Annotated in this window: 25 protein-coding genes; 6 read left to right on the top strand and 19 right to left on the bottom strand. The window is 62.5% G+C overall.

Annotation, left to right across the window (positions count from 1 at the left end; all coding sequences use genetic code 11):
• Window positions 1-145: 145 nt before the first annotated feature.
• The 6 genes from alaS to rnd form a co-directional block, all read right to left on the bottom strand.
• On the bottom strand, window positions 146-2,770 hold the full coding sequence (alaS, locus tag NA645_RS06715; RefSeq protein WP_256048126.1) for an alanine--tRNA ligase: 2,625 nt from the start codon (window positions 2,768-2,770) through the stop codon (window positions 146-148).
• 179 nt (window positions 2,771-2,949) lie between these two features.
• Window positions 2,950-3,954 (bottom strand): low-specificity L-threonine aldolase, encoded by a 1,005-nt coding sequence (gene ltaE / locus NA645_RS06710; RefSeq protein ID WP_181102361.1) that lies wholly within the window; start codon window positions 3,952-3,954, stop codon window positions 2,950-2,952.
• Window positions 3,955-4,007: 53 nt separating this feature from the next.
• The gene (locus tag NA645_RS06705) at window positions 4,008-5,234 is read right to left on the bottom strand and encodes a hypothetical protein (protein ID WP_181102363.1); all 1,227 of its coding nucleotides are present in this window, start codon (window positions 5,232-5,234) and stop codon (window positions 4,008-4,010) included.
• 52 nt (window positions 5,235-5,286) lie between these two features.
• Entirely contained in the window at window positions 5,287-5,736 is a 450-nt protein-coding gene (locus NA645_RS06700; protein ID WP_181102365.1) for a YcgN family cysteine cluster protein, read from the bottom strand.
• A gap of 75 nt (window positions 5,737-5,811) precedes the next feature.
• The gene (locus tag NA645_RS06695; RefSeq protein ID WP_256048125.1) at window positions 5,812-6,105 is read right to left on the bottom strand and encodes a YcgL domain-containing protein; all 294 of its coding nucleotides are present in this window, start codon (window positions 6,103-6,105) and stop codon (window positions 5,812-5,814) included.
• Complete coding sequence (gene rnd / locus NA645_RS06690) at window positions 6,102-7,226, bottom strand: ribonuclease D (protein WP_256048124.1); 1,125 nt, start codon at window positions 7,224-7,226, stop codon at window positions 6,102-6,104. Before rnd ends, NA645_RS06695 begins: the two co-directional genes overlap by 4 nt.
• Before the next feature lie 135 nt (window positions 7,227-7,361).
• On the opposite strand from rnd, the gene NA645_RS06685 reads away from it, so the two are divergent.
• A complete protein-coding gene (locus NA645_RS06685) occupies window positions 7,362-8,207 on the top strand; it encodes a sulfurtransferase (protein ID WP_256048123.1) in 846 nt (281 codons plus the stop codon).
• Between the two features lie 174 nt (window positions 8,208-8,381).
• On the top strand, window positions 8,382-9,641 hold the full coding sequence (locus tag NA645_RS06680; RefSeq protein WP_256048122.1) for an OmpP1/FadL family transporter: 1,260 nt from the start codon (window positions 8,382-8,384) through the stop codon (window positions 9,639-9,641).
• 45 nt (window positions 9,642-9,686) lie between these two features.
• Here NA645_RS06680 and NA645_RS06675 read toward each other — a convergent pair whose 3' ends face one another.
• Window positions 9,687-10,235: a glutathione peroxidase gene (locus NA645_RS06675; RefSeq protein WP_256048121.1), complete on the bottom strand. Its 549-nt coding sequence runs from the start codon at window positions 10,233-10,235 to the stop codon at window positions 9,687-9,689.
• A 162-nt stretch (window positions 10,236-10,397) separates the two neighbouring features.
• Here NA645_RS06675 and NA645_RS06670 point away from each other — a divergent pair, with 162 nt between their 5' ends.
• The 4 genes from NA645_RS06670 to modC are packed head-to-tail and all read left to right on the top strand — an operon-like array spanning window position 10,398 to window position 13,752.
• Window positions 10,398-11,210: a TOBE domain-containing protein gene (locus tag NA645_RS06670; protein WP_256048120.1), complete on the top strand. Its 813-nt coding sequence runs from the start codon at window positions 10,398-10,400 to the stop codon at window positions 11,208-11,210.
• A gap of 10 nt (window positions 11,211-11,220) precedes the next feature.
• Complete coding sequence (gene modA, locus NA645_RS06665; protein ID WP_256048119.1) at window positions 11,221-11,973, top strand: molybdate ABC transporter substrate-binding protein; 753 nt, start codon at window positions 11,221-11,223, stop codon at window positions 11,971-11,973.
• 10 nt (window positions 11,974-11,983) lie between these two features.
• Window positions 11,984-12,664 (top strand): molybdate ABC transporter permease subunit, encoded by a 681-nt coding sequence (gene modB, locus NA645_RS06660; RefSeq protein WP_256048325.1) that lies wholly within the window; start codon window positions 11,984-11,986, stop codon window positions 12,662-12,664.
• Window positions 12,661-13,752 (top strand): molybdenum ABC transporter ATP-binding protein, encoded by a 1,092-nt coding sequence (gene modC / locus NA645_RS06655; RefSeq protein WP_256048118.1) that lies wholly within the window; start codon window positions 12,661-12,663, stop codon window positions 13,750-13,752. The genes modB and modC overlap by 4 nt, the downstream gene beginning before the upstream one ends.
• Window positions 13,753-13,755: 3 nt before the next feature.
• Here modC and NA645_RS06650 read toward each other — a convergent pair whose 3' ends face one another.
• From NA645_RS06650 to btuB, 12 genes are all read right to left on the bottom strand, one after another.
• A complete protein-coding gene (locus tag NA645_RS06650; protein ID WP_256048117.1) occupies window positions 13,756-14,487 on the bottom strand; it encodes an adenosylcobinamide-GDP ribazoletransferase in 732 nt (243 codons plus the stop codon).
• The gene (gene cobC / locus NA645_RS06645) at window positions 14,472-15,065 is read right to left on the bottom strand and encodes an alpha-ribazole phosphatase family protein (RefSeq protein ID WP_256048116.1); all 594 of its coding nucleotides are present in this window, start codon (window positions 15,063-15,065) and stop codon (window positions 14,472-14,474) included. The genes NA645_RS06650 and cobC overlap by 16 nt, the downstream gene beginning before the upstream one ends.
• On the bottom strand, window positions 15,062-16,114 hold the full coding sequence (cobT, locus tag NA645_RS06640; protein ID WP_256048115.1) for a nicotinate-nucleotide--dimethylbenzimidazole phosphoribosyltransferase: 1,053 nt from the start codon (window positions 16,112-16,114) through the stop codon (window positions 15,062-15,064). Before cobT ends, cobC begins: the two co-directional genes overlap by 4 nt.
• Window positions 16,111-16,647, bottom strand: a complete 537-nt coding sequence (gene cobU / locus NA645_RS06635; protein ID WP_256048114.1) for a bifunctional adenosylcobinamide kinase/adenosylcobinamide-phosphate guanylyltransferase — start codon at window positions 16,645-16,647, stop codon at window positions 16,111-16,113. The genes cobT and cobU overlap by 4 nt, the downstream gene beginning before the upstream one ends.
• Window positions 16,648-16,715: 68 nt before the next feature.
• Window positions 16,716-18,167 (bottom strand): cobyric acid synthase, encoded by a 1,452-nt coding sequence (locus tag NA645_RS06630; protein ID WP_256048113.1) that lies wholly within the window; start codon window positions 18,165-18,167, stop codon window positions 16,716-16,718.
• Window positions 18,164-19,153: a threonine-phosphate decarboxylase CobD gene (gene cobD, locus NA645_RS06625; RefSeq protein ID WP_256048112.1), complete on the bottom strand. Its 990-nt coding sequence runs from the start codon at window positions 19,151-19,153 to the stop codon at window positions 18,164-18,166. Before cobD ends, NA645_RS06630 begins: the two co-directional genes overlap by 4 nt.
• A complete protein-coding gene (cbiB, locus tag NA645_RS06620) occupies window positions 19,146-20,057 on the bottom strand; it encodes an adenosylcobinamide-phosphate synthase CbiB (protein ID WP_256048111.1) in 912 nt (303 codons plus the stop codon). Before cbiB ends, cobD begins: the two co-directional genes overlap by 8 nt.
• Window positions 20,054-20,704, bottom strand: a complete 651-nt coding sequence (gene bluB / locus NA645_RS06615) for a 5,6-dimethylbenzimidazole synthase (protein WP_256048110.1) — start codon at window positions 20,702-20,704, stop codon at window positions 20,054-20,056. Before bluB ends, cbiB begins: the two co-directional genes overlap by 4 nt.
• Window positions 20,701-21,993, bottom strand: coding sequence for a cobyrinate a,c-diamide synthase (locus tag NA645_RS06610; protein WP_256048109.1), 1,293 nt, complete (start codon window positions 21,991-21,993; stop codon window positions 20,701-20,703). The genes bluB and NA645_RS06610 overlap by 4 nt, the downstream gene beginning before the upstream one ends.
• A 109-nt stretch (window positions 21,994-22,102) precedes the next feature.
• Window positions 22,103-22,705 (bottom strand): cob(I)yrinic acid a,c-diamide adenosyltransferase, encoded by a 603-nt coding sequence (cobO, locus tag NA645_RS06605; RefSeq protein ID WP_256048108.1) that lies wholly within the window; start codon window positions 22,703-22,705, stop codon window positions 22,103-22,105.
• Window positions 22,705-23,280 (bottom strand): hypothetical protein, encoded by a 576-nt coding sequence (locus NA645_RS06600; RefSeq protein WP_256048107.1) that lies wholly within the window; start codon window positions 23,278-23,280, stop codon window positions 22,705-22,707. Before NA645_RS06600 ends, cobO begins: the two co-directional genes overlap by 1 nt.
• A gap of 23 nt (window positions 23,281-23,303) precedes the next feature.
• Window positions 23,304-25,169 (bottom strand): TonB-dependent vitamin B12 receptor, encoded by a 1,866-nt coding sequence (gene btuB / locus NA645_RS06595; RefSeq protein WP_256048106.1) that lies wholly within the window; start codon window positions 25,167-25,169, stop codon window positions 23,304-23,306.
• Between the last annotated feature and the right edge of the window lie 86 nt (window positions 25,170-25,255).

Genomic DNA, 25,255 nt, shown 5'->3' with positions numbered 1-25,255 from the left:
TAAGCCCATCACGGGCGCTCATTAAATAACCTGCCTACCCAAGCATCGCTCATTGCAAGCGGGCAGCGGCCTGCCCGGCTGCGATGCGTTGTCCAATAATCTCTGTGCCCTGCTAATGAACAGAGCGGCGCAATGGCCGCTCTGTTTACAAGCCTTGTTCTACAAACGAGAGCGCAAGTGCCAGCGCCTCGTCGAGGCGCCCCGCATCGCTGCCGCCACCTTGCGCCATATCGGGGCGGCCGCCACCCTTGCCACCGACAACCGCAGCCGCCTGCTTCATCAAATCACCTGCCTTCAAACGGCCGGTGAGATCCGGGGTCACGCCAGCCACCAGCACAACCTTTTCGTCCTGCACGCCGCCGAGCAGAATCACGCCGCTGCCGAGCTTGTTCTTCAACTGATCGACCAATGCCAGCAACGCCTTGCCATCCAGGCCATCGACACGGGCTGCCAAGGTCTTCACGCCATTCACATCGACAGCGGAGCCGGCAAGATCATTGCCGGTAGCGCTAGCCGCCTTGGCTTTGAGCTGTTCAAGCTCCTTTTCCAGTTGACGATTGCGCTCCAGCATCGCACCCAGCTTATCCAGCAGATTTTCACGACTGCCTTTGACCAGCGCGGCGGCTTCTTTCAGCTGGTCTTCTGCGCCGTTCAGATAAGCCAGCGCCTGCGCGCCGGTGACCGCTTCGATACGCCGCACACCGGCAGCCACGCCGCCTTCGCTGGTGATTTTGAACAATCCTATGTCGCCGGTGCGCTTGACGTGAGTGCCGCCACAGAGCTCGACCGAGAAGCCTCCGCCCATGGTCAATACTCGCACCTGATCGCCGTACTTCTCGCCGAACAGGGCCATCGCCCCTTTGCTCTTCGCCGTCTCGATGTCGGTTTCCTCGATTTCGACTGCGGAGTTGCCGCGAATCTCAGCGTTCACCTTGTCTTCCAGCGCCTTGAGCTGCTCAGGCTTGATCGCCTCGAAATGGCTGAAGTCGAAGCGTAGACGCTGACTATCGACCAGCGAGCCTTTCTGACTGACGTGTTCGCCCAGAATCTGCCGCAGCGCCGCGTGCAGCAGGTGCGTTGCCGAATGGTTCAGCGCCGTGGCCTGACGAACCGATGCGTCGACAGTGGCATCGACAGTCCCGCCCACCTGCAGGTTGCCGCTATCGAGAATGCCGTGGTGTAGAAATGCACCACCAGCCTTGCTGGTATCGCGCACATCGAAGCGCAGCCCGTCAGCGGACAGATAACCGCAGTCACCGATTTGCCCACCTGACTCGGCATAGAACGGCGTCTCATCGAGGACGACCACGCCCTCCTCGCCTGCCGACAGGCTCTGTACTGCCATGCCTTCCTTGAACAACGCCAACACCTTGCCGCTGCCAGAGGTACCGAGATAACCGGTAAAACGCGTTTCGCCCTCGACCTTGACCAAGCTGTTGTAGTCCATGCCAAAGGCGCTGGCCGACCGCGCGCGCTCACGCTGAGCTTCCATCTCGCGCTCGAAGCCTTCCTCGTCCAGTGTCAGTTCGCGTTCGCGAGCGATGTCGCCGGTGAGATCGACGGGGAAGCCGTAGGTGTCGTAAAGCTTGAAGATCACCTCGCCGGGGATGACGCTGCCCTTCAGTTCGGCCAGATCCTGTTCGAGAATCTTCAGGCCCTGCTCCAGGGTCTTGGCGAACTGCTCTTCCTCGGTTTTCAGCACGCGCTCGACGTGCGCCTGCTGCTGTTTCAGCTCAGGAAAGGCCTCGCCCATCTCGGCGACCAGCGCCGCGACGATGCGGTAGAAGAAACTGCCCTTCGCACCGAGCTTGTTGCCATGACGGCAGGCGCGGCGAACGATGCGGCGCAGCACGTAGCCGCGACCTTCATTGGAAGGCGTCACGCCATCGGCGATCAGAAAACCGCAAGAACGGATATGGTCGGCGACGACCTTCAGCGAAGCCTGCCCTTCGTTGCGGCAACCGATAGCTTCAGCAGCCGCATTCAACACGCTCTGGAACAGGTCGATCTCGTAGTTGGAATTGACGTGCTGCAACACCGCGCTGATGCGCTCCAGCCCCATGCCGGTATCCACGCTCGGCGCCGGCAGCGGATGCATGACGCCATCGGCGGTGCGGTTGAACTGCATGAAGACGTTGTTCCAGATCTCGATGTAGCGATCACCATCTTCTTCTGGCGAACCGGGCGGGCCACCCCAGATATGCTCGCCGTGGTCGAAGAAAATTTCGGTGCAAGGTCCGCAGGGGCCAGTGTCACCCATAGCCCAGAAATTGTCCGAGGCGTAGGGCGCGCCCTTGTTGTCGCCGATGCGCACCATGCGCTCGGCCGGTACGCCAACTTCCTTGGTCCAGATGTCGTAGGCCTCGTCGTCAGTGGCGTACACAGTGACCCAGAGCTTCTCGGACGGTAAATTCAGCCACTTGGGCGAGGTCAGGAATTCCCAGGCATAAGTAATGGCATCGCGCTTGAAATAGTCGCCGAAACTGAAGTTGCCCAGCATCTCGAAGAAGGTGTGGTGCCGCGCGGTATAGCCGACGTTTTCCAGGTCGTTGTGCTTGCCGCCGGCACGGACGCACTTCTGGCTGGTTGTGGCGCGGGTGTAGGCGCGCTTCTCCAGACCGAGGAAGCAGTCCTTGAACTGGTTCATGCCCGCGTTGGTGAACAACAGGGTCGGATCATTCGCCGGGATCAGCGAACTGGAGGCCACGCGAGTGTGACCCTTCTCTTCGAAGAAGCGGAGGAAGGCTTCACGGATTTCTGCGCTTTTCATAGATTTCTTCCAGAAGACAGCGGCCGAACGGCTGCAAAACGACACGGCGAGGCGGCACCGGGGGCCGGTTCGCAACTATCCAAACGGATAGCCGGCAAAGGGCCGCATTATATCGGGCCAACGCCGCGCGCATAGTGGATAAGTGAGATTGAATCAAGCTATTCGACAGCAATTCGAGCCTATGCTCTGACGAAAGCGGCGAAGCTCTCGACGATCGGCTCGACATGCTCGGGCCGCACATCCAGATGCGTCACCATCCGCAGCCTTGGCGCAGCGGTGAGGATGACGCCGCGCTCCGCACAAAACGCCTTCAGCGCCGCCGCGCGATCGCCCATATGTACATAAACCATGTTCGTCTGTACCGGCTCGACCGCGTAACCCAACGCTTGCAGCCCTTCGGCGATAGCGAGCGCGTGCCGGTGGTCCTGCTCCAAGCGTTGCACATGATGCTCCAGTGCATAGAGTCCGGCCGCAGCCAACACACCGGCCTGGCGCATGCCACCGCCGACCATTTTTCTCAGCCGCCGCGCCTTGGCAATGAACGCCTCGTCACCGCAAAGCACCGAGCCGACCGGCGCACCCAACCCTTTCGACAGACACACCGATACCGAATCGAAGTAACGGCTGATGTCGTGCGCCGTGCACCCCAACTTCACCACAGCGTTGAACAGCCGGGCACCGTCGAGGTGCAGCGCCAGTCCTCGCTCGTGGGTGAATGCTCTAGCCTTGTCCAGGTATTCGAGCGGCAGCACCTTGCCTTGCATGGTGTTTTCCAGCGCCAGCAGGCGAGTCCGGGCGAAATGGAAATCGTCCGGCTTGATCACCGCCGCGACTCGCTCCAGATCCAGCGAGCCGTCAACTTCCATTTCGATCGGCTGGGGCTGGATGGAGCCGAGCACCGCGGCGCCACCCGCCTCGTATTTATAGGTGTGCGCCAACTGGCCGGTGACATATTCATCACCGCGCTCGCAGTGCGACATCAGCGCCAGCAGATTGCTCATGGTACCGCTGGGTACGAACAAACCCGCTTGCATGCCCAGCTGCGTCGCCAGAGTTCGCTCCAGCAGTCGAACGGTAGGATCTTCGCCGTAAACGTCATCGCCGGTAGGCGCACTCAGCATGGCCTCGCGCATACCGGTCGTAGGTTGTGTGACCGTATCGCTGCGTAAATCGATCAGGCTCATGGCAACTCCTTGGATTGGATCATCTGCCCAGGCGCGCCCCAACCTCACGTATCTCAACGCAACAGACGGGTGTCCAACACGGCCGAGGCGCCGCCCAGCATGGTTTCGGTGATATCGATGAAGTCTTCGGTGGTGGTCTTGTCGAGGCGCATCAGGCCGCGCGCGACATCGTCTAGCGAGTGCCGGTTCTTGGTGCGCTGTCGGATCTCGCGGTCGAGCTCCTGTAACAACAGCACCGCCCTGGCCGTGACGGGACCGCTGGAATGTTCGGTCCGCAGACTAGTGACTTTGCGACTCCATTTAGTCAGGTGCTCACGCACCCGCTGGTATCGATCTTCGCTCATGCCGCCGGCCCTGCGCATCAACTCGATGGCGTAGTACTCGGCCAGCCCTTCGCTGATCCAGTCACTGCGGTCGGCATCGGTAATACGGCTGAACACATGGACCAGTTCATGCACCAGTGAGCTGGTGCCGTTTTCGCTGACCAGCGGCCGGTCAGAATGCATGAACAGAGAGTTCGGACCCGAGAGACCGCCCCGCCACATAGGATCCCCGGCGCCCACGATCAGCAGTTTCTTCGGATCACGCGGGAATACGTTCTGTACTTCAGGCCAGACGAACGTGAGCAGCGTGAGAATATCCATCCGCCGCAACCCCTCGCCCACCGGGCCGGCTACCGTTACGTCGGTTTCACCGAGTCTGGCCCGACGACTGCCGAGCTTGCCGGCAAGAATCCAGCCGGTCGGACGATCGAACATGCGTTCCCGATTGTCGATGCGAAAGCGGTTCTTGCCGATACGGGGCCAGCCCGTCTCGACGCTTTTCCACTCTTTCGGAAGCTCGACCCGCAGTCGGGAGATCAATTTGACGCCGTCCTGATGATCCATACGGCCGGCGGGAACCAGATCGTCACCGCGCAGCAACGCCCAGTCGTCCGTCATTCGCGCATCGAAGCGTCCATTCTTGCGCTGGTGACTGACCTTGACCCGATAGCTCAGCCGCGCCTTGCCAGCGACCGGCCGCCAGACGCCGCGGCCGTTCTCTTCCTGCCAGCTGCCCTCCGGATCGGTCACGAAGCCGCTGTACAGCCCTTCGTCACCCAGATTGAAATCGATGTATTGGATAACGCTGCCGTCTTCTACAAGCAGTTCGACTTCAGCAATATCCTGCTCGGGGACGAACTTGACGTTGAAGTCGACATCCACGCTCTTGGCGGCGTGCGCCGTCGTAATGAACGACAACAACAGAACGGCAAGCAGCGGTAACAGGCGAAGGGACATCGAGCGACTCCAGGTTGAGTTCAGTGCTATGACGACGCGTCCAGACGGAGATTCAACCGGCTCGGAAAATCAAATGATCTTCCCAGTCGTCCTCGGCGACGGAGCCCTCGGCGATCATCCGCCCGGACTGAGAAATCCGCTCGGCATGCACCGCATCCGGGTCGCCGCAAACCAGATGATGCCAGAGCGGGAGATCCTTACCCTCGGCTACCAGTCGATAACCGCAGGTCGGTGGCAGCCACTTGAATTGCGCGGCATCCGCTGCGGTCAGCTGTATGCAATCGGGCACACTGGCCCGTCGGTTGGGATAATCCGTGCAACGGCAGCTGTTCAGATCAAGCAATTTACAGGCGATGCGGGTGTAGTAGACGCTGCCGTCCTCTTCATCTTCGAGCTTCTGCAGGCAGCACAAGCCGCAGCCGTCGCACAGCGACTCCCACTCGACCGAGTCCAGCTCGGCGAGGGTTTTGCGCTTCCAGAAGGGTTCGACTTTTGCCGCCATGGAATTTGCCATCTCGAATAAAGGCGCGAGTCTAGCCATTGCGATGCGACTGGCCAAGCTCGGGCACACGCCGGCTTAAACAGGATCGTTGCGGCGCAGCAGCTCTTCGGGCAAATGCTCGATGTACTCTTCCTCAGGCGGCGGCATCTGCAGGTGATAACCCTGCTTTTCCAGATTATCGAGCACCGTCGCGATGTCCTCCTGGGCCAGTTTGCGCTCTGGCGTCAGGACAATATCGAAGGCGAGCTGGGGCGGGCCGAAGGCGGCAAGCAAGGCTTCAGGCACCCGTGCCAACGCCTCGCTACGCTCGACGTACAGGTACATTCCGTTCTTGCGGGGGCTTCTATATATAGAGCAGATGCGTTTCATGACTTCACTTCCAATACATCGAGAAGGGCTTGGCCCATACGCTCGCGACGCCAACCGCGTAGCGAATCAGGCAACTCATAAGGCCCATCCGGATAGCCGGTCTTCAGCAAGGCTTCGAGCACCTTCTTGCGCAACATCAGTTCAGGCGCGATATCGAGCGCCTCGGCTTCGCGCTGACCTACCGCACGCAGCTTTTTCAAGAGCCCCGACACTTCCAGCGGCAGCGGCTCCGGCAACGGCTCAGGCCACTCCTGCTCAGACGTGGCGGCGCCAGCGCGGATCAGCTCCAGCAGGGTTTCACCATCCTGACGCACGGTGCGCGGATGCATGTCGTCAATACGCGCGAGGCTTACAAGATCGGTCGGCTGGGTACGCGCCAGCGGCCACAGGCTGTGCTCACGCAACACCCGATTGCGCGGTTGATTGCGCGCTCGCGCCTCACGCTCTCGCCAAGCAGTCAGTACACGCAACACCGCGAGCTGTCGCGGCTTGAGACGCCAGGCCTGCTTGACGTCGCGATAGGCTTCATCAGGATCCGTTTCGCGCTGCAGATTGGCTACCAGCTCGGCACCGTCTTCAATCACCCAGGCACGCTTGTCATCTGCCAGTCTCGGCTGCAGCGCCTCGTACAGCTCGGCCAGATGCTGCGCATCTTCGGCGGCGTAGCGAATCTGCATCTCGCTCAGCGGTCGCTGGAGCCAGTCGGAGCGCGTTTCGCCCTTGGGCAGTTCGATGTTCAGCACGCTCTGCACCAGGCGTGAATAGCCCATGGAGAAGCCAATATTCAGGTAGCCGGCGGCAAGCTGCGTATCAAACAACGGCGTTGGCAAGCTGCCGGTCAGACGCCAGAGCACCTCCAGATCTTCGCTGCAGGCATGCAGAACCTTCACCACGGCCGGGTCTTCCAGCAGACCGGCAAAGGCGCTCCAATCGCTGATCCGCAACGGATCGATCAGATAAGCGCAACGTCCGTCGCCAACCTGCAACAGGGCAGCAATCGGGTAGAAGGTATCGACCCGCATGAACTCGGTATCCACCGCCACGTAAGGCAGCTGGCGCCACTCGCCACACAGACGGGCCAGATGCGCGTCATCCAGCACCCATTGAGTTTCGATGGCCACTAGGCCCTCCTTGTTATTCGGCTCGCGACCGGACGCCTGGTCGAAAGGCGCGCAGTATATATCGCTCGGGTCACGCCGCGCCCTGCTCATCCATCGCGTGCTAACGTTTCGCGAATCTCAGAATGGAGCCCCGCCATGCCGCTTGCCCAACTGATCAGCGCCGACCAACTGGCCGCGCGCCTGCATGAACCTGCACTGCGTATCCTCGATTGCCGCTACGCATTGGATGATCCAGATTACGGCGGACGCAGCTACGCCGATGCGCATATTCCCGGCGCCCGCCATGCCGATCTCGAACGCGATCTGTCTGGAAAAATCGTACCGGGCGTAACCGGCCGGCATCCGCTGCCGGACCCTGAGGCTTTGATCGCAACGTTCCAGGCACTGGGTTTGAATGACGACAGCGAAATCGTGCTCTATGACGACGGCCCCGGCGCCTTCGCCGCTCGGGCCTGGTGGCTGCTGGCTTGGCTAGGCAAGCGTGACGGCGTATACCTGCTCGACGGGGGCTACCGCGCCTGGTGCGACGCCGGTCTGCCAGTCGAGCAACAGGTGCCTGCGGCGGTGGCAGGGAGATTCCACGGACAACCCGATGACAACCTGACCATCGACGCAGCGGCGCTTTCGGGCGAGCTTGAAACGCCAATCCTGACCCTGATAGATGCCCGCGCCCTGCCCCGTTTTCTTGGCAAAGTTGAACCGATCGATCCGGTTGCCGGACACATTCCAGGCGCCGCCTGCGTTCCGTTTACCGAGAACCTCGATGCTGACGGGCGCTTCCTCTCGCCCGACCAGCTGCGCGCACGTTTCAGCCAGCAACTTGCCGATCGGCCTGCGAACAATCTGGTGGCCTATTGCGGTTCCGGCGTAACGGCGTGCCATAACCTGTTTGCGCTGTGCCTCGCCGGCTATCCGCTGGCCAAACTTTATCCAGGGTCCTGGAGCGAGTGGATCACCGATCCACAGCGGCCTGTCGCCTGAGAGAACTCCAACGGAAGAGTGGCCGAGCGGTCAAGATATGCCTAGTGAGTTTTAGGCTGTTTGCCTGTTTTTGCCGCCGATCGTCGCGCTTTACGAAAAATTGCACTCTTTCGTTTGCGACGAATCAGAGAAGCTTGATAGGGTCCGAGCCGCTTTTTTCTCTGGAGTACAACAATGAAAACAACTTGGTTGAAGACCGCGATCGCAGTAGCCGTGGGCGCCCTTTCCACTCAGGCGATGGCTGCCGGTTTCGCCCTTAACGAGCAGAGCGTCAGCGGCATGGGCACCTCGTTTGCCGGTCGCTCCTCTTCTGCCGATGACGCCACCACCCTGTTCGGCAACCCAGCCGGCATGTCGCGCCTCAAGCGCGAGGAAGTGAGCTTTGGGATGGCGGCGATCAATGCCAAGACGGATATTAAGAACGCTAGTGGCGCTCCAGGCAGCAACGATGGCGATATGGTGCCGTTCACTGCTATACCGATGGGCTACTACGTCAAGCCACTGGACGAAAAGTGGGCAGTTGGTGTTGGCGTTTACGTCCCGTTTGGCCTGATCACGGACTATGAAAGCGGGTTCTCTGGTCGCTATCACGGTGACTACAGCGAAGTGCGGGTTATCACCGTACAGCCTACTGTCAGCTATCGCTTTAACGAGAAATTGTCGGTTGGCTTTGGCCCGACGATCAACCGTATCGATGGGCAGCTGGAGAGCGCAGTACCTCCCGTGCTTGGTGCGAGCGATAGTCGGGTAAAAATCAAAGGCGACGACACCGCTCTTGGTTTCAATATCGGGATGCTGTACGAGTTCAGCCCTCATACACGGGCTGGTTTAACCTATCACTCAAAAGTTGACTACAAGCTAGAGGGCGATACCAAGATCACCGGAAACGACCCGGCCTTGGGAACTTTCGGCGCAAACGCCTATGGTAAGTACGATGCCTCCCTTGACCTGGAAACGCCTGAATCCATCGATTTCTCGTTGACCCATGAATTGAACGATCAGTGGACGATCTACGGTGGCGCGACACTGACTCGTTGGAGCCGTCTTGAAACGATCATTGTGGAAAATGAAGGTGTAGCGCCTGGCCCGGCCTCAGGTCTTTTCGGCACAATCGAAGAAGAACAAGATTGGCACGACACCTGGTCCTACGCGCTCGGCGCCGCCTACAAGCTGAACAAGGAATGGACCCTGCGCACTGGCGTGGCCTTGGACCAAAGCCCGACTAACAACACCCACCGCTCGCCACGCATTCCGACTGGCGACCGTACGGCTGTAAGCTTTGGCTTGGCTTGGAACCCGACCGATGACATGACAGTGGACCTGGCCTACTCCTACCTTTGGGAAGAGGACACCAAGATTCGCCAAGCGTCCTACAACGCCACCTACGAAAACAGCGCCCACGGCTTCGGCGCTGCTCTAAGCTACCGCTTCTGATGCACCTCCGCCCCGGCCGCTCGGCCGGGGCTTCTTTCCCCCTCGCTACTCGCCCAACGCCTTCTCCACCGCAGCGATCAGCTTCGGATCGTCCGGCTCGACCTTGCTGGAAAAGTAGTCGACGACCTTGCCGTTGCGATCCACCACGTACTTGTAGAAATTCCAGCGTGGCGCACCTCCGGCCTGCTCGGCCAATTCCTTGAACAGCGGTATCGCATCGCTACCCCGCACGGGTTGCGTCTGCGCCATGGCGAAGGTCACGCCGTAATTGACGTAGCAGACCTCCGCCGTCTCGGCGGCATCGTCCGACTCTTGAAAAAAGTCATCGGACGGCACGCCAAGTACCGCCAACCCGTCGTCCTTGTATCGCTGGTAGAGCGCTTCGAGGCCTTCGAATTGCGGCGCGAAGCCACAGAAGCTGGCGGTGTTGACGACCACCAACGCCTTGCCCTGGAACTCTTGGCACAGGTCGATGGTTTCCTTCGAACGCAGTTTCGGCAGGTCATGCTGCAGCAAGGCCGGGCACTGATCCGCCGTGGCATTGCCGGCCAGCAGCGTCAGGGCGAGTGAGGCAACGATCAGTTGGATTCTCATGGCAAATCTCCGAGCGGGATCGCCACACGCTACGCCTGAGCTACCCAACCGGCAACGTCTGCCCTTTTCATCGGCGCAGTAAATATTCCGAGCAGCTCCGATTACGCTATATACAGATCTATATAGCGCTTGGCAGAATGCGCGCACTCACAAGGGCCAAACATGAACGATCCACAGCATCTCGGACCATTGCGCATCGACGGGCAACTTTGGTTCAACCGCGGCGAGAAGGGCTATCTCGGTGGCAAACGCATCGAACTGCTGGAACAGATCGAGGCGACAGGCTCGATCACTCGTGCGGCTAAAGCCATCAACCTCAGCTACAAGGCCGCCTGGGATGCGGTGGATGCGATGAACAACCTGTCGGAACGCCCCTTGGTGGTTCGAGCAGCGGGCGGTGCAAAAGGCGGCGGTACCCAGCTGACCGACTTCGGTCGCGAAATGCTGCACGTCTGGCAGCGTATGCAACAGGAATACGAGCGCTTTCTCGCGCAGGTAGCACAGGGCATCGAAGGCTTCGACGACATCGACAAACTCCTCCGGGCAATCGCCATGAAAACCAGCGCACGCAACCAGTTTCGTGGACGCATCACCCAGGTTGAAAAAGGCGCAGTGAACGGCAGCCTGACTCTCGATATCGGGGAAGGCCAGACGATTACCGCCACGTTGACTAACGACAGCATCGACGAACTCCACCTGGCGCCCGGCAAGACCGCGATGGCGCTGATCAAAGCCAGCTTCGTGCTCTTGTCGCCTGATCCGACGGTGAAAATCAGCGCCCGCAACCGCCTGACCGGCACCATCAGCAGCCTGACGCCCGGCGCGGTGAACTGCGAAGTGAAATTGCTGCTGCCCGGTAACCGCACGTTGGGTGCTGTCGTTACCAACGAGAGCACCGAGGAGCTGGGCCTGGCAATCGGGCAATCCTGTACGGCGCTGATCAAGGCGTCGCACGTCATCATCGCCGTGGACTAAGGAGAAACGGATGAAGCGTCTTTGCACAATCGCCGCCCTGTTTATGATCGCGCTGCTGCCCTTGGCCGGCCAAGCCGCCGAGGTGCAGGTCGCGGTGGCCTCGAATTTCACCAAGCCGATGCAGGTGATCGCCGAACGCTTCGAACAGGACACCGGACACAAAGTCGTACTCGCCTTTGGTGCGACCGGTAAGTTTTATGCGCAGATTCACAACGGCGCGCCGTTCGACGTGTTGCTGGCCGCTGACGAAGCAGTCCCGGCCAAGCTGGAAAGCGAGGGCCTGGGCGTTGCCGGCAGCCGCTTCCCTTACGCCATCGGCACATTGGTGCTGTGGTCGGCACGCAGCGATTACGTCGATGACCAGACCACGCTGACCCGGCAACCCTATCGCCATCTCTCCATCGCCAATCCGAAAACCGCCCCTTACGGAGCCGCGGCCATGGCCACGCTGGAAAAACTCGGCCTGACCGAATCAGCGCGTGGCCGGCTGGTACAGGGCGAAAACATCGCCCAGGCGCATCAGTTCGTCGCCAGCGGCAACGCCGAACTCGGCTTCGTCGCCCTTTCTCAGGTCGTGAACGAGGGTGCGATCGGTGAAGGCTCCGGCTGGATCGTACCGGCGTCCTTTCATCCACCCATTCGCCAGGATGCCCTCTTGCTGAACAAGGGCCGCGACAACCGCGCGGCGCAGGCTCTGCTCAAATACCTCAAAAGCGCAAAAGCCGCCGAGGTAATCGAGGCATACGGCTACGGCCTGGAATGACGCCGCCATGATGCCTCTGGACGATGCAGGCTTGGCAGCCGTCCTGCTGACACTCAAGCTTGCCGGTATCACCACGCTGTTGTTGTTGGTGATCGGCACGCCGATCGCCTGGTGGCTGGCGCGTACCCAGTCGCGCCTCAAGGGGCCGATCGGTGCGGTGGTGGCGCTGCCATTGGTGCTGCCGCCGAGCGTGCTGGGCTTTTACCTGCTGGTCGCCATGGGCCCGAACGGTCCGGTCGGACAGCTGACGCAAAGCCTCGGGCTCGGCACTCTGCCGTTTACCTTTGCGGGTCTGGTGGTGGGCTCGGTGTTCTATTCGATGCCCTTCGTCGTGCAGCCGCTGCAGAACGCCTTCGAATCCATCGGCGAACGTCCGTTGGAAGCCGCCGCGACGCTGCGTGCCGGGCCGCTGGATACCTTCTTCACGGTCGTTCTTCCACTCGCTCGCCCCGGATTCATCACCGCCAGCATCCTCGGCTTCGCCCACACCGTCGGGGAATTTGGCGTGGTGCTGATGATCGGCGGCAACATACCGGAGAAAACCCGCGTGCTGTCGGTGCAGATCTACGATCACGTCGAGGCCATGGAATATGCGCAGGCCCATTGGCTGGCGGGCGGCATGCTGGTGTTTTCCTTCCTGGTCCTGCTGGTGCTATACAGCAGCCGCCTCAAACAAGGATGGCGCGGATGAACGAAGGACCAAGCAACATCCAGGCACAGCTGCAGATGGCCTATCCCGGCTTCCGGCTAGACGTGGATCTGAAGCTGCCCGGACGTGGCGTGACCGCCTTGTTCGGCCCCTCGGGTTCCGGCAAGACCAGTTGCCTGCGTTGCATCGCCGGCCTCGAGCGCAACGCAACCGGGCGGATCGAGATCAACGGCGAACGCTGGCAGGACTCGGCCAGCGGCTGTTTCGTACCGCCGCACCAACGTGCGATCGGCTATGTGTTTCAGGAAGCCAACCTGTTCGCCCATCTTTCGGTGAAGCGCAACCTGGAATTCGGCATGAAGCGCGTCGTGCGGAACGAGCGCCGCGTGATCTGGGGGCAGGCGGTCGAATTGCTTGGCATTGGTCACCTGCTCGACCGCATGCCCGAGCGCCTGTCGGGCGGCGAGCGGCAGCGGGTCGGCATCGCCCGCGCCCTGCTGACCAGTCCGCGGCTTCTGCTGATGGACGAGCCACTGGCCGCCCTCGATTTCAAGCGCAAGCAGGAAATCCTGCCGTATCTGGAGCGGCTGCATGACGAACTGGAAATTCCCGTCCTTTATGTCAGCCACTCGCCGGACGAAGTTGCCCGGCTGGCCGATCATCTGGTGCTGCTTGAAGAAGGCCGCGTCGTGGCTCAGGGCGGGCTGCGAGAGATGCTCGCTCGCCTCGATTTGCCCACAGCGTTCAGCGAAGACGCCGGCGTGGTCATCGAGTCACAGGTGGCCGAACATGACCCGATCTATCACCTCACCCGCCTGGTCTTTACCGGCGGCGAAGTGCTGGTGGCGCGGCGTGACGAAGCAATAGGGCATCGGCTGCGCTTTCGCGTCCATGCACGAGACGTCAGCCTCGCCCTGGAACGAGCGGAAGGCACCAGCATCAGCAATCTGCTACCGGCGCGCGTCGAGCAGATCGTCGCTGCCGATACGCCGGCGCACGTTCTCGTACGACTGGACGCGCAAGGCACGCCTTTGCTGGCGCGCATCACCCGGCGCTCGGCGGATCAGCTTGGGGTCGTAGAGGGCAAAGCGGTATGGGCGCAGATCAAGGCCGTCGCCCTGCTCGGCTGAGATTCATAGCTGTAACGCCAGCGCGACCAGCACACCGCACTCCACCAGCTCCAGCAGCGCACCGGCCGTGTCGCCGGTGGTGCCGCCGATGCGCCGGCACATCGCCCGGCGTGCCAGCCAGCCGATACCGACGCTCACCGCCAATGCCAACCAACCGCTCGTGCCCAGCACCAGACACAACGCGATAACCGCGATCAGGACGATACAAACGGATGCACGTGGAAGGTGCTCGGCAAGGGCCTGACCGAGGCCGCCCGGGCGCACATAGGGTGTCGTCAGAAACAGCCCGAGCAAGGCACCGCGCCCGAGCAACGGAGCCAGCAGCAGGGCCATCTGATCCCCTGCGGCAAGCAGCGTCCGGAGCGCGACGAACTTGAGCAGCAGCAACAACACAAGCACCACCACGGCAATCGGGCCGCTGCGCGGGTCTTTCATGATCGCGAGGGTGCGCTCCCGATCACCGAAACCGCCGACCCAGGCATCGGCACTGTCGGCAAGGCCATCGAGGTGCAGCCCGCCGGTCAGCGCCACCCAGGCTGCGAGTAGCAAAGCCGCCTGCAACGGCACCGCGGCACCTTCGATGGCGAGACTGCCAAGCCAGAGAATCGAGCCCAGCAGCAACCCCACCAAGGGGTAATGAAGCAGCGACCGGCCCACCCTCTGCGGCGCGGGCATGCCGCTCAGCCGCACCGGCAGGCTGGTGAGAAACTGCAGCGCGATCAGAAAAGGCTGCATGCTTCTTTCAGCCAGAGCGTGGCGTCGGCGAAACCGGTTCTCAGCCCGAACACTTGTCCGTGACCCACTTCGACCTGCAACAGCTGCCCGCGCGGTAAACCACGCGCTTCGGCCAAAAGCAGGCGCATCACGCCGGCATGGCTGACCAGCAGGATACGCTCGCCAGCAAAGCGGTCGGTGAGTCGCTCGATGGCTGTCAGCACGCGCGTTTCAAAATCGATCAACCGCTCGCCGCCGGGTGGGGTGAAGCCGTAGGGATCGTTCCAGAAGCGGCCCAAGGCCTCGCTTTGGTCGATCATCAGTTCGGCAGCCGTACGACCTTCCCAATCGCCGAAGTCGAGTTCGCGCAGGTCGGGTTCGAATTCCAGCGGTAGTTTGCACTGCTCGGCCCATTCCACGGCGAAAGCTGCGCAGCGACGCAAGGGAGAGCTGATGATCCGATCCCAAGGCCCAGCAGTGGTGACCGCGTGGCGCATCTGTTGCCAGCCGGCTTCGGTGAGCGCGTCGTCCAGTCGACCGCGAAAGCCACCGCCGGAGACCGTCTCGCCGTGACGCAACATGTCCAGATGAAGATTCATACGCCCTGTCCGGCGACAGCCGCTTCAGCGAAGGTCGCCATTTGCTCGTGAAGTGCGCAGGCGAGCCGCAGCAGAGGGACGGCCAGCGCTGCGCCGCTGCCCTCGCCCAATCGCAGGCCGAGGTCGAGCAAGGGCCGGGCATCGAGCGCTTCCAATACAGCTAGGTGGCCGGGCTCGGCCGAGCGATGGGCGAACAGCAGCCAGTCGCGACAAGCCGGATTCAGACGCACCGCGCAAAGCGCCGCCACACTGCAGATGAAGCCATCCACCAGCACTACGATGCCCTGCTGAGCGCAGGCCAGATAGGCGCCGGTCAAAGCCGCCAGCTCGAAGCCGCCGAGCCGCTGCATCCAGTCCAAGGTGTCGTGATTACCGGCATGCAGCGCCAGTGCACGTTCGATAACGGCACATTTGTGCACCACGCCTGCGGCATCCAGGCCCGTTCCAGGTCCGGCTAGATAGCGAGGGTCACATCCCAGTACTGCACAGGCCAAAGCGGCTGCGGTGGTGGTATTGCCGATGCCCATCTCCCCGCCGATGAACAACGCGGCTTGGCCTGCTTGTGCACGCAATACGCTGTCACGCCCGGCATGCAGCGCCTGCAGGCAGATGTCCATGCTCATCGCCGGCTCCTTAGCGAAGTTCGCCGTGCCCGCGCCCAGCACCAAGTGCCGAACGCCGGGAAACGGCCCAACCGGCGACGCCGTTCCCAGGTCAACCACTTCCAGCGTCGCGCCCAGCTGACGAGCCAGCACGCTGATCGCGGCGCCGCCGTTGACGAAGTTGCCCAGCATCTGCCCGGTCACCGACTGCGGAAAAGCCGAAATGCCCTCAGCGGCAACACCATGATCCCCCGCGAAAATGGTGATCCAGACAGGGTCAACGCTTGGACGCTCATTGCCACGCAGCGCCGCCAGCTGCGGCACCAGTGCTTCGATGCGCCCCAGTGCGCCGCTCGGCTTGGTCAATTGCGCATCGCGCTCCAGCGCCGCCTGGCGCGCACGTTCATCGAGGGCGCGACAGGGCGCCTGCCACCAGTGTTCGGTCAAAGCGGTTCTCCACTCAGATGTTGTCCTTTCAAAAGCATCGGCAAGCCCGCTACGGTGAACACCACACGCTCACAACGCTCGGCCAGCGCCTGGTGCAGCCACCCGGCTTCATCGACGTAGCGCCGAGTCAGTTCACCCAGCGGCACCACGCCCAGACCGGTTTCGTTGCTGACCAGCAGCACGCGTCCCGGCAGTTCGGGCAGGCATTCGAGCAAGGCATCGCGCTCGGCAGCCAAGCGGGCCGGATCGTCCAGCATCAGCAGATTGGTCAGCCAGAGCGTCAGGCAATCCACCAGCAGGCATCGATCGGCACCGGCGTGTTCGCGCAGCACCGAGGCCAGCGCCAGCGGCTCCTCCACCAATGCCCAATCCGTTGACCGTCGCGCTCGGTGATGAGCGATACGCTCACTCATCTCGCCATCCAGTGGCTGGCTGGTGGCGATATAGGTGACCGGCAAGCCGCATTCGCTAGCCAGGCGCTCGGCCAGCCTGCTCTTGCCGGAGCGGGCACCGCCGAGAATCAGTTCAGGCATTCCGGTTTCCTTTCAAAGATCGGATCGAGCGTAAGGCAGGTGCGACCCAGCCGATGCGGCGGTGGCCATCAAACACCGCAAAGCCCACGCAACAACTGGCCATCCAGATGCACCTCGACCAAGTCGGCCAAGCGCTCGATGTCACGTTCGCGCAGCGCGTGATAATCCACCCGCTGTGCGTTCGCAAACCCGGCCCAGCGCAATAGCGCTTCGCAGGCAGCGGACGATTCGAACAGGCCGTGAAGGTAGGTACCGAGTATCTGGCCATCGTGACTGATGGCACCATCCATTCGGCCGTCGTCGAGGTGCACAGCGGCTCGTTCGAGCGCCGGACCGCTGCTGACCCCGGCGTGAATCTCGTAGCCGCAGACGTCGGCGTCGTCCAGACAGAATCGTCCACGTACGTTGCGCAATTGTTTCTCAGCGGCCAACTCAGTCGACAAAGCCAGCAGACCGAACCCATTGCTCTGCCCCGCCGCGCCCTCGATCCCAAGGGGATCGGCGATGCATTCACCGAGCATCTGCAGCCCACCGCAAATACCGAGCACCTTGCCGCCGTAGCGCAGATGGCGCCCGATCGCCGCTTCCCAGCCGTTCTCGCGCAGCCAGGCGAGATCGGCACGGACACTCTTGGAGCCCGGCAGAATGATCAGATCGGCGCCGGGAATCACCTGTCCGGGACCGACGAAACACAGATCGACCTGAGGATGCAGGCGCAGCGGGTCGAAGTCGGTGTGATTGCTGATGCGCGGCAGTACCGGCACCACCACCCTCAGGGTCTGCTCCGCTTTGGCGGACTGGCGCACGTCGATCGCGTCTTCGGCTTCCAGATGGAAATCCATCAAATAGGGCAACACCCCAAGAACCGGCTTGCCGGTGCGCTGTTCGAGCCAGTCCAACCCCGGCTGCAGCAGCGCGATATCGCCCCGAAAGCGGTTAATCACAAATCCCTTTACCAGCGCCTGTTCACTCGGGCTGAGCAACTCCAGCGTGCCGACCAGATGCGCGAAGACCCCGCCCTTGTCGATATCGGCGATCAGAATGACCGGGCAATCCACCGCCTCGGCGAAGCCCATGTTGGCGATGTCGTTGGCGCGCAGGTTGATCTCGGCGGGCGAGCCGGCGCCCTCGACCATCACCACTCGATACGCTTCGCTTAGCCGCTGATGAGAGGTAAGCACCGCCTTCATCGCCACGCGTTTGTAGTCGTGATATGCCACGGCATCCATATTGCTGACGGCGCGACCATGGATGATCACCTGCGCGCCGATGTCACTGTTGGGCTTGAGCAGCACCGGGTTCATGTCGGTGTGCGGCGCCAATCCGGCGGCCTGCGCCTGCACGGCCTGAGCCCGGCCGATTTCGCCTCCCTCCGCCGTCACGGCGCTGTTGAGCGCCATGTTCTGCGGCTTGAACGGCGCCACGGATACGCCCTGGCGCCGGAGCCAACGACACAGCGCGGTAACCAATGTGCTCTTACCGGCATCCGAGGTGGTGCCCTGGACCATCAAAGTACTCATGCTCTGATTTCTCTGTAATGGGCCAGCGCGCGAGCCAGGCGGACCCAGCCCGGCTCGTCTGGCGGCAGCCCGAAACGCAGGCTCGGCGGATAGCGAAAACGGCGAACGAGGATGCCCTGACAGGCGAGAAATTCGTACAGCAGATCCGCCTCTTCCGTTGCGACCCACTGAAACAGGCCGCAACCGCCTGTGGGCGGCAAGCCGTAACATGACAGCAGCCGCGCCAGCCGCTCGCCGTCTTCCAGCAGCCGAGCACGCTGCTGATGCTGTCCTTTGCGGTCAGCGAGCAACGCTGTGGCGACAAACCGTGACGGCCCGGCGATTGGCCAGGGACCGAGGGCGTTCTCCAGCGCACGCAACAGCTCGACTTCAGCCAATACGAAGCCAACCCGCGCGCCCGCCATGGCAAAGAACTTGCCGAACGAGCGCAACACGATCAGCCCTGGCAGGTGCGCATGACTTGCCAGACTGAATTCAGGCGTCGGGTCCATGAACGCTTCATCAACCACCAGCCAACCGCCGTGTGCCGCCAACCGCGCATGCCAGTCGAGCAGCTGTTCGGGCGGCAATAGGCGCCCGGTGGGATTGTTCGGATTGACCGCCACTAGAACGTCGAGCTGATCGAGCGTCCGCGGTACGGCCCCTTCGCTGAACTCACTGATGCGATGCCCCTCGCGCCACGCCTCGGCGTGCTCGCCATAGCAAGGCGAGACAATGCCGACCTGCGAATGCCGACGCAGCCGCGGCAGCATCTGAATCGCGGCTTGCGAGCCGGCGACCGGCAGCAACGAGGAAGCGCCGTAATAATCACGGGCGACGGCTTCCAGTTCATCTTCGACTTCCGGGAGACGACGCCAGGCATCCGCCGGAACGGGCGGCAGGTCGAGGCCATAGGGCGCGATACCGGTGGACAGGTCGAGCCAATCCGTCAGCGGGATATCGAAATCGCGCGCCGCTGCCCGCAACCGTCCGCCATGTTCAAGCATGCAGCCAGCCTCCCAGCAGCAATGCTAACAACCAGAGACCGACACCAGCCCAGACCATGTCCAAGGCGCGCTCGATGTCGCGCGCGCCGGGAGCGTCGCCCTCGCCCAGAACCGGACGCTGATGCAGCACATCCTGATAGATCGCCGGCCCGCCCAGCGAGACTCCCAGCGCGCCGGCACCCGCAGCCATCACCGGCCCGGCATTGGGGCTGTCCCACAGTGGCGCCTGCCTTCGCCAGCAGCGCCAGGCTTGGCGCGTTTGGCCCAGCACGGCGTAGGTCAGCGCAACCAATCTGGCGGGAATGAAGTTGAGTGCATCATCGATGCGAGCGGCGGCCCAGCCGAAACGCTCGAAGCGCTCGGTGCGATAGCCCCACATGGCATCCAGCGTATTGCTCAAGCGGTACAACACCACACCAGGCGCACCGGCAATCGCGAACCAGAACAGCGCTGCAAACACTGCATCACTGCCGTTCTCCAGCGCCGATTCGGTCGCCGCACGGGCCACACCCTGCTCATCCAGTTCACCGGTATCGCGACTGACGATGAAGCCGACACGCCGCCGCGCCTCGGCCAGGTCGCCATTGCGCAGAGCGAGCGCGACCGGCACCAGATGTTCGCCCAGGCTGCGCAGGCCGAGCGCGAGGTACAACAGTAGGATTTCGATCAGCCAACCAATCGCCGGCAGCAGGCTCAACAAGGAGGCGATGGCGGTTAGCGGCAACACCGCGAGGCACCAGGCCGTAACGCCATGGCTGCGCCAGCCGCGACCGCCCGGGCCGTTGAAGTGGCGTTCTAGTCGGTCAGCCAGCCGGCCAAAGATTACCAACGGATGACTGCGCCGAGGTTCGCCCAGCAGCGCGTCCAAGCCGACCCCGGCGAGGCAGCTCAGCACCACGCTCAAGACTGTTTCTCCCAGCCGTCCTCGAACAGCAGCTCCTGCAGCGGCCGAGGTTGCGTCCAGCCCTGCAGTGCAAGCATCGGCGCCGGATAAAATTCATCGACCGGCCCGAGACAGATCACCGCCACCGGCTCGGCTCCGGTCGGCATCTGCAGCAGTTCGGCCAGCGCCTGCGGATCGAACAATGACACCCAGCCCATACCCAACCCCTCTGCTCGCGCGGCGAGCCAGAGATTCTGAATGGCGCAGGCCGCGGAGGCCAGGTCCATCTGCGGCATGGTGCGCCGGCCAAACACATGCGGTTCGCGCTCATCCATCAGCGCGACGACCAGCACTTCGGCACAGTCCCTGATGCCTTCGACTTTCAACCGCATGAAATCGCGGCCCCGCTCGCCAAGTGCTTCGGCCGTCAACACTCGTTCCCGCTCGACCAGCTCGGCAACGGCCGAACGCAACTCGGCCTTGCGGATACGGATGAATCGCCAAGGTTGCATCAGACCGACGCTAGGCGCCTGATGCGCGGCTTCCAACAGTCGAGCAAACAGCTCCGGCGCTATCTCGCCGCCGCTGAAATGGCGCATGTCGCGTCGTTCGGCAATGGCGCGGTAGACGCCGGCGCGCTGCGCCTCGGTGAACGCGTGCTCGCTCATGGCTTGAACAACGCCGCAGCGGCGTGCGGATCGGATGCCAGGTAGAAATGAATGTAGGAGGCCGTCAGCCGGCCCTGCCGGAACACTGCCTCGGCAGTGCGCTTGTAATTCGGACATTCACCGCGAGCCAGCGGCTGCATAGTCGAGTCGAGTGAAGAATGATGAAAGGTGTGGCCGCGCAGGCGCCCTTCCGGCAGTTCGACCTCTTGCAGCGCCAGCGCGGTCAAGCGCTTCTGCATCCTCGCTTCGCCAGGCAGCAAGCCGAGCATGTCCTCGCGCGCACCGGCCTGATCGGTCAGCCCGTCGAGCAAGTAAAGCATCCCGCCACATTCGCCGAGGATCGGCTTGCCCGCTGCGTGATGCGCTCTGATCGCCTCGCACATGGGCCGATTACGAGCCAACGTACCCAGATGCAACTCGGGGTATCCGCCGGGCAGGTACAGGCTGTCTACCGCAGGCAGCCTGGAAAAATGCAGCGGGGAAAAAAACAGAAGCTCGGCGCCCAGCGCCTGCAACAGATCGAGATTGGCCTGATAGACAAAGGCGAAGGCGGCATCCCGCGCGACACCGATGCGCACGCCTTGCAGCAGCTGCGGGATGGTCAAGGGCTCCGGTGGTGGAAAGCTCACCTTCGCCAGCAGTTCGCCGTCGGCACTCGCTGCCAGCGCATCGGCCGCCGCATCGAGCCGGGCATCCAGATCAGCCAGTTCCTGCGCTTGCACCAGCCCCAGATGCCGGCTCGGCAAACTTACGGAATCGCTGCGCGGCAAGGCGCCAAACCAATGTATCCGCTCCGGCAAACAGTCCCGCAAAATCTCGCCATGCCGGCTGCTGCCTACTCGATTGGCCAGCACACCCGCAAATGGCAGGTCCGGCTGATAGCTGGCCAAGCCGTGTGCCAGCGCGCCAAACGTTTGCGCCATGGCCGAACCGTCGATTACCGCCAGCACCGGAATATCGAAATGCCGCGCCAGGTCAGCCGCCGATGGTGTGCCGTCGAACAGCCCCATGACGCCTTCGATCAATATCAGATCGGCCTCGCCGGCCGCTTCCCACAACAGCCGGCGGCTTTCGGCTTCGCCCACCATCCACAGATCGAGCTGGTAGACCGGATGACCACTAGCACGCGCCAGCACCATCGGATCGAGAAAGTCCGGACCGCATTTGAACACCCGGACGCGTTTGCCCAGTCGCGTATGCAGGCGTGCCAGGCCAGCGGTGACGGTTGTTTTGCCTTGTCCGGACGCTGGCGCGGCAATCAGCAGTGCGGGACAGCTTCTGATATTCATCGCGACCTCTCGTCATCATAGGGTGGATGACGCTTCACCCATCCACCGACAACGCCGACGGTGGATGGGTGAAACGTCATCCACCCTACCCGGCCCGTGAGCGCCAGCATCAGAATTCCACGCCCTTCTGCGCCTTCACGCCCGCCTTGAAGGCATGCTTGACCAGGTTCATTTCGGTCACGGTATCCGCCGCTTCAATAAGCGCAGGCGGCGCGCCGCGACCGGTAGCCACAACATGCTGCAGCAGCGGCCGCGACTCAATATCGGCGAGCACCGGCTCGAGTTCTAGGTAGCCGTATTTCAGCGCAATGTTCAGCTCGTCCAGCACCACCAATCCTATCTCCGGATCGGCCAGCAACTCGGCCGCGACGGCCCAAGCCTCCTTGGCCTTGGCGATGTCGCGCTGGCGGTCCTGGGTTTCCCAAGTGAAACCCTCGCCCATTACGTGATAGCGAACCTCATCGGGAAAGCGCCGAAAAAAGCTCTCCTCACCAGTGCTGGCGGCACCCTTGATAAACTGCACTACGCCGACCTTGATGCCGTGGCCCAGCGCGCGGGCGACCATGCCGAAGGCCGAGCTACTCTTGCCTTTGCCGTTGCCGGTGTGTACCAGCAGTAGGCCGTATTCTTCCTGGGCCTCGGCGATCTTCGCATCGACCACCGCTTTCTTGCGCTGCATGCGCGCCTTGTGCCGTGCGTCGCGCCCGTCCATCAGTGCACCTCCCGCGCGCGCACCAGGCGCAGCGCCGAGACGACGCCAGCATGCAGCACCAGCGCCGTGCCGACGTAGAACGCCAGGTTACCCAGATGACGCGGCACGTACTCGGCGATGCGCGCCAGGAAGCCGACCAGCGTCGGTTCGAAGTAGCGGCCAGAGAAGAAGTAGAAGCCGCCGCCGGAGAACAGATAAGCGACGAAAGCCGCCACTGCCAGCGTCAACGCCAGCACGGCCAGGCTGCGCAGATCGTCGCGCTGCCAGCCGGCGAACAGCCGCCCGGCCAGCCACAGGCTGCCGTAAGCCGGCACCAGCGCCCAATAGGCTGGCGACAGGCACCAGTCACTGATGCTGCCGCTGGCCAGGGAACCGAAGTCCAACACGGAGGCCTCGGCAAACAGCAGCACGAACATCCAGCGCGAACGCAGGTAGAAGCCGGCAAGGAAGAAAATCGACCAGCTGGCGCTGGGCAGATTCTCGACGCTGGCGAAGTGTTGGCCACGGGTCATGGCCATCAGCAGGATCAGCGCGGCGCCTATTGCCAACTGGGCGCGTGTGGACAGGACATGCATGGTGTTCTCCTTTGGGTTGCCTGTCAGAGGGCCTGGTAGCGGACGGTGAAGTACACCGCGCGGCCGGGCTGTTCGTAGGTTTGGGTGGTTTCGTATTGGCGGTCGAACAGGTTCGCCAGCTTGACCTGCAGGCGCCAGGCCTCGTCGAAGCGGTATTCGCTGCGTAAATCCATCAGGGCGTAGCCGGGCATGCGGGACTCTTCAGTGTTGCTCGCCTTGTCGAAGCGCTCGCTCACCGCGTATAGCGAGGCACCCAGGCCGATGGCACCGAACTGGCGATCCAGATCGAGATTGAACTGTCGCTTGGCGCGGCGTTGCAGCAGATGGCCGTGGTTGGCCTTGCTGCGATCCTGCGGGTCCATGAAGGTCAGGTTGGCGGCTACGTCCCAGCCAGCCAGCACGGTGGCGACGGTGGTCTCGATGCCACGGATGCGCGCCACGTCGACGTTTTCCGGACGCATGGGGCTGGTGCCTGCCCAGACGATCAGATCTTCGATCTGGTTTTCATAGGCGTTGACGCTCCACTCGCCCCAACCGTGGCTGCCGCGAATGCCGATCTCGTAGCTTTCCGACTCTTCCGGTTGGACGTCCGGGTTGCCGGCGGTAAAAGCACTGGCCGGGTAGTACAGGTCGTTGAAGGTCGGAGCCCGATAGGCGGTACCGTAGGCGGCGGTCAGCGTCAACGCGTCGCTCAGGTCGAAGCTGTAGCCAAGGCTGCCGGTATCGTGCGAGCCAAAGAACTCATCATCGTCGCGGCGCAGGCCGGCCTGCACGCCGTGGCGGCCGAAAGCGGCCTGGTACTGGACGAAGTAGCCTTTGTTGTAGCGGCTGTCCTCGGCATAGTCGTCGCTGCTGTCGATGCGGTCGGCCTGGTAATCCATGCCGAGGCTCAGCACCTGCGCCTCACCGAAACGCAGGTCGTTCTGCCAGCTCCGGCTGTCGCGACGGGTGTCGAAACGCGAATAGAAGTTGCCATCCTGAAAGTTGTCGCTCAAGTCCTCGCTGTGCCCGGCTTGCAGGGTGACATCCCAGAAAGCCAGCGGCGAGAAACGTGCACGGCCGCTGAGCGCCTGCAGGGAGCCGTCGCTGTAGGCTTCGCGACCGCTGGTGCCGCTGCTCGAACGGGTGTCGAAGTCGCTATGGTTTTCGCTCTGCAGCCAGCTGCCGTCGAGTTCCAGGCCGTTGTCGAAGCGATAGCCGGCGCGCAGTAATCCGGACAGCTCGCGGTAGCCGTCGGCATCCGACTCATAAGCATTGGGCGCAGTGCTGCGGTAGGCGCGAGCGTTGATGCCGTCGGTGGACTCGCTGGCCACGCCGAGGTTGAACCAGCCATTGCCATGGCTGCCGGCCACGCCAGCCGAGCCGCTGTAGCTCGAACGCGAACCGACACCCGCCGAGAAGTAAGGCTTGAAGCCCTCGGCACCGCCGCGGCGAGTGAATATCTGGATCACCCCGCCCATGGCTTCCGAACCGTACAGGCTGGAGCGCGGCCCACGGACGATCTCGATGCGCTCGATCTGCTCCACCGGAATGCTCTGCAACGCGGCGCTGCCGGAGGTGGCCGAACCGACCCGGACGCCGTCGATCAGCACCAGCACATGTTTATCGCTGGTGCCGCGAATGGACACCGAAGTGCTCTTGCCGCGCCCGCCGTTGCTGGTGACGCTGACCCCGGCCAGGCGCTGCAGCAGCTCCGGCACGCTGCCGGCCTGCTGGCGTTCGATCTCGTCACGGGTGATGAGGCTGCTAGAAGCAATGGAGACCGGCGAATGACCGGTCCGGCTGGCGGTGATCACCTGCTGGCCCAGCAACAAGGCATCACCGTGATTGGCCAGGACACAGGAAGGAAGGCCCAGTAGCACCACGGCCAGGGAAAGGGAATTGCGCATTGGATGGAGATTCTCCGTCGTGCCCGCCGCACGACATAAGTCGATAAAGGCAGACGGAGATTGTGAAAGAGGTGCAGGTGCAGGCA

The sequence above is a fragment of the Stutzerimonas stutzeri genome, from assembly GCF_024448955.1.
Lineage (GTDB): Bacteria > Pseudomonadota > Gammaproteobacteria > Pseudomonadales > Pseudomonadaceae > Stutzerimonas > Stutzerimonas stutzeri_AQ.
This window is presented reverse-complemented; position numbering and strand designations above follow the sequence as displayed.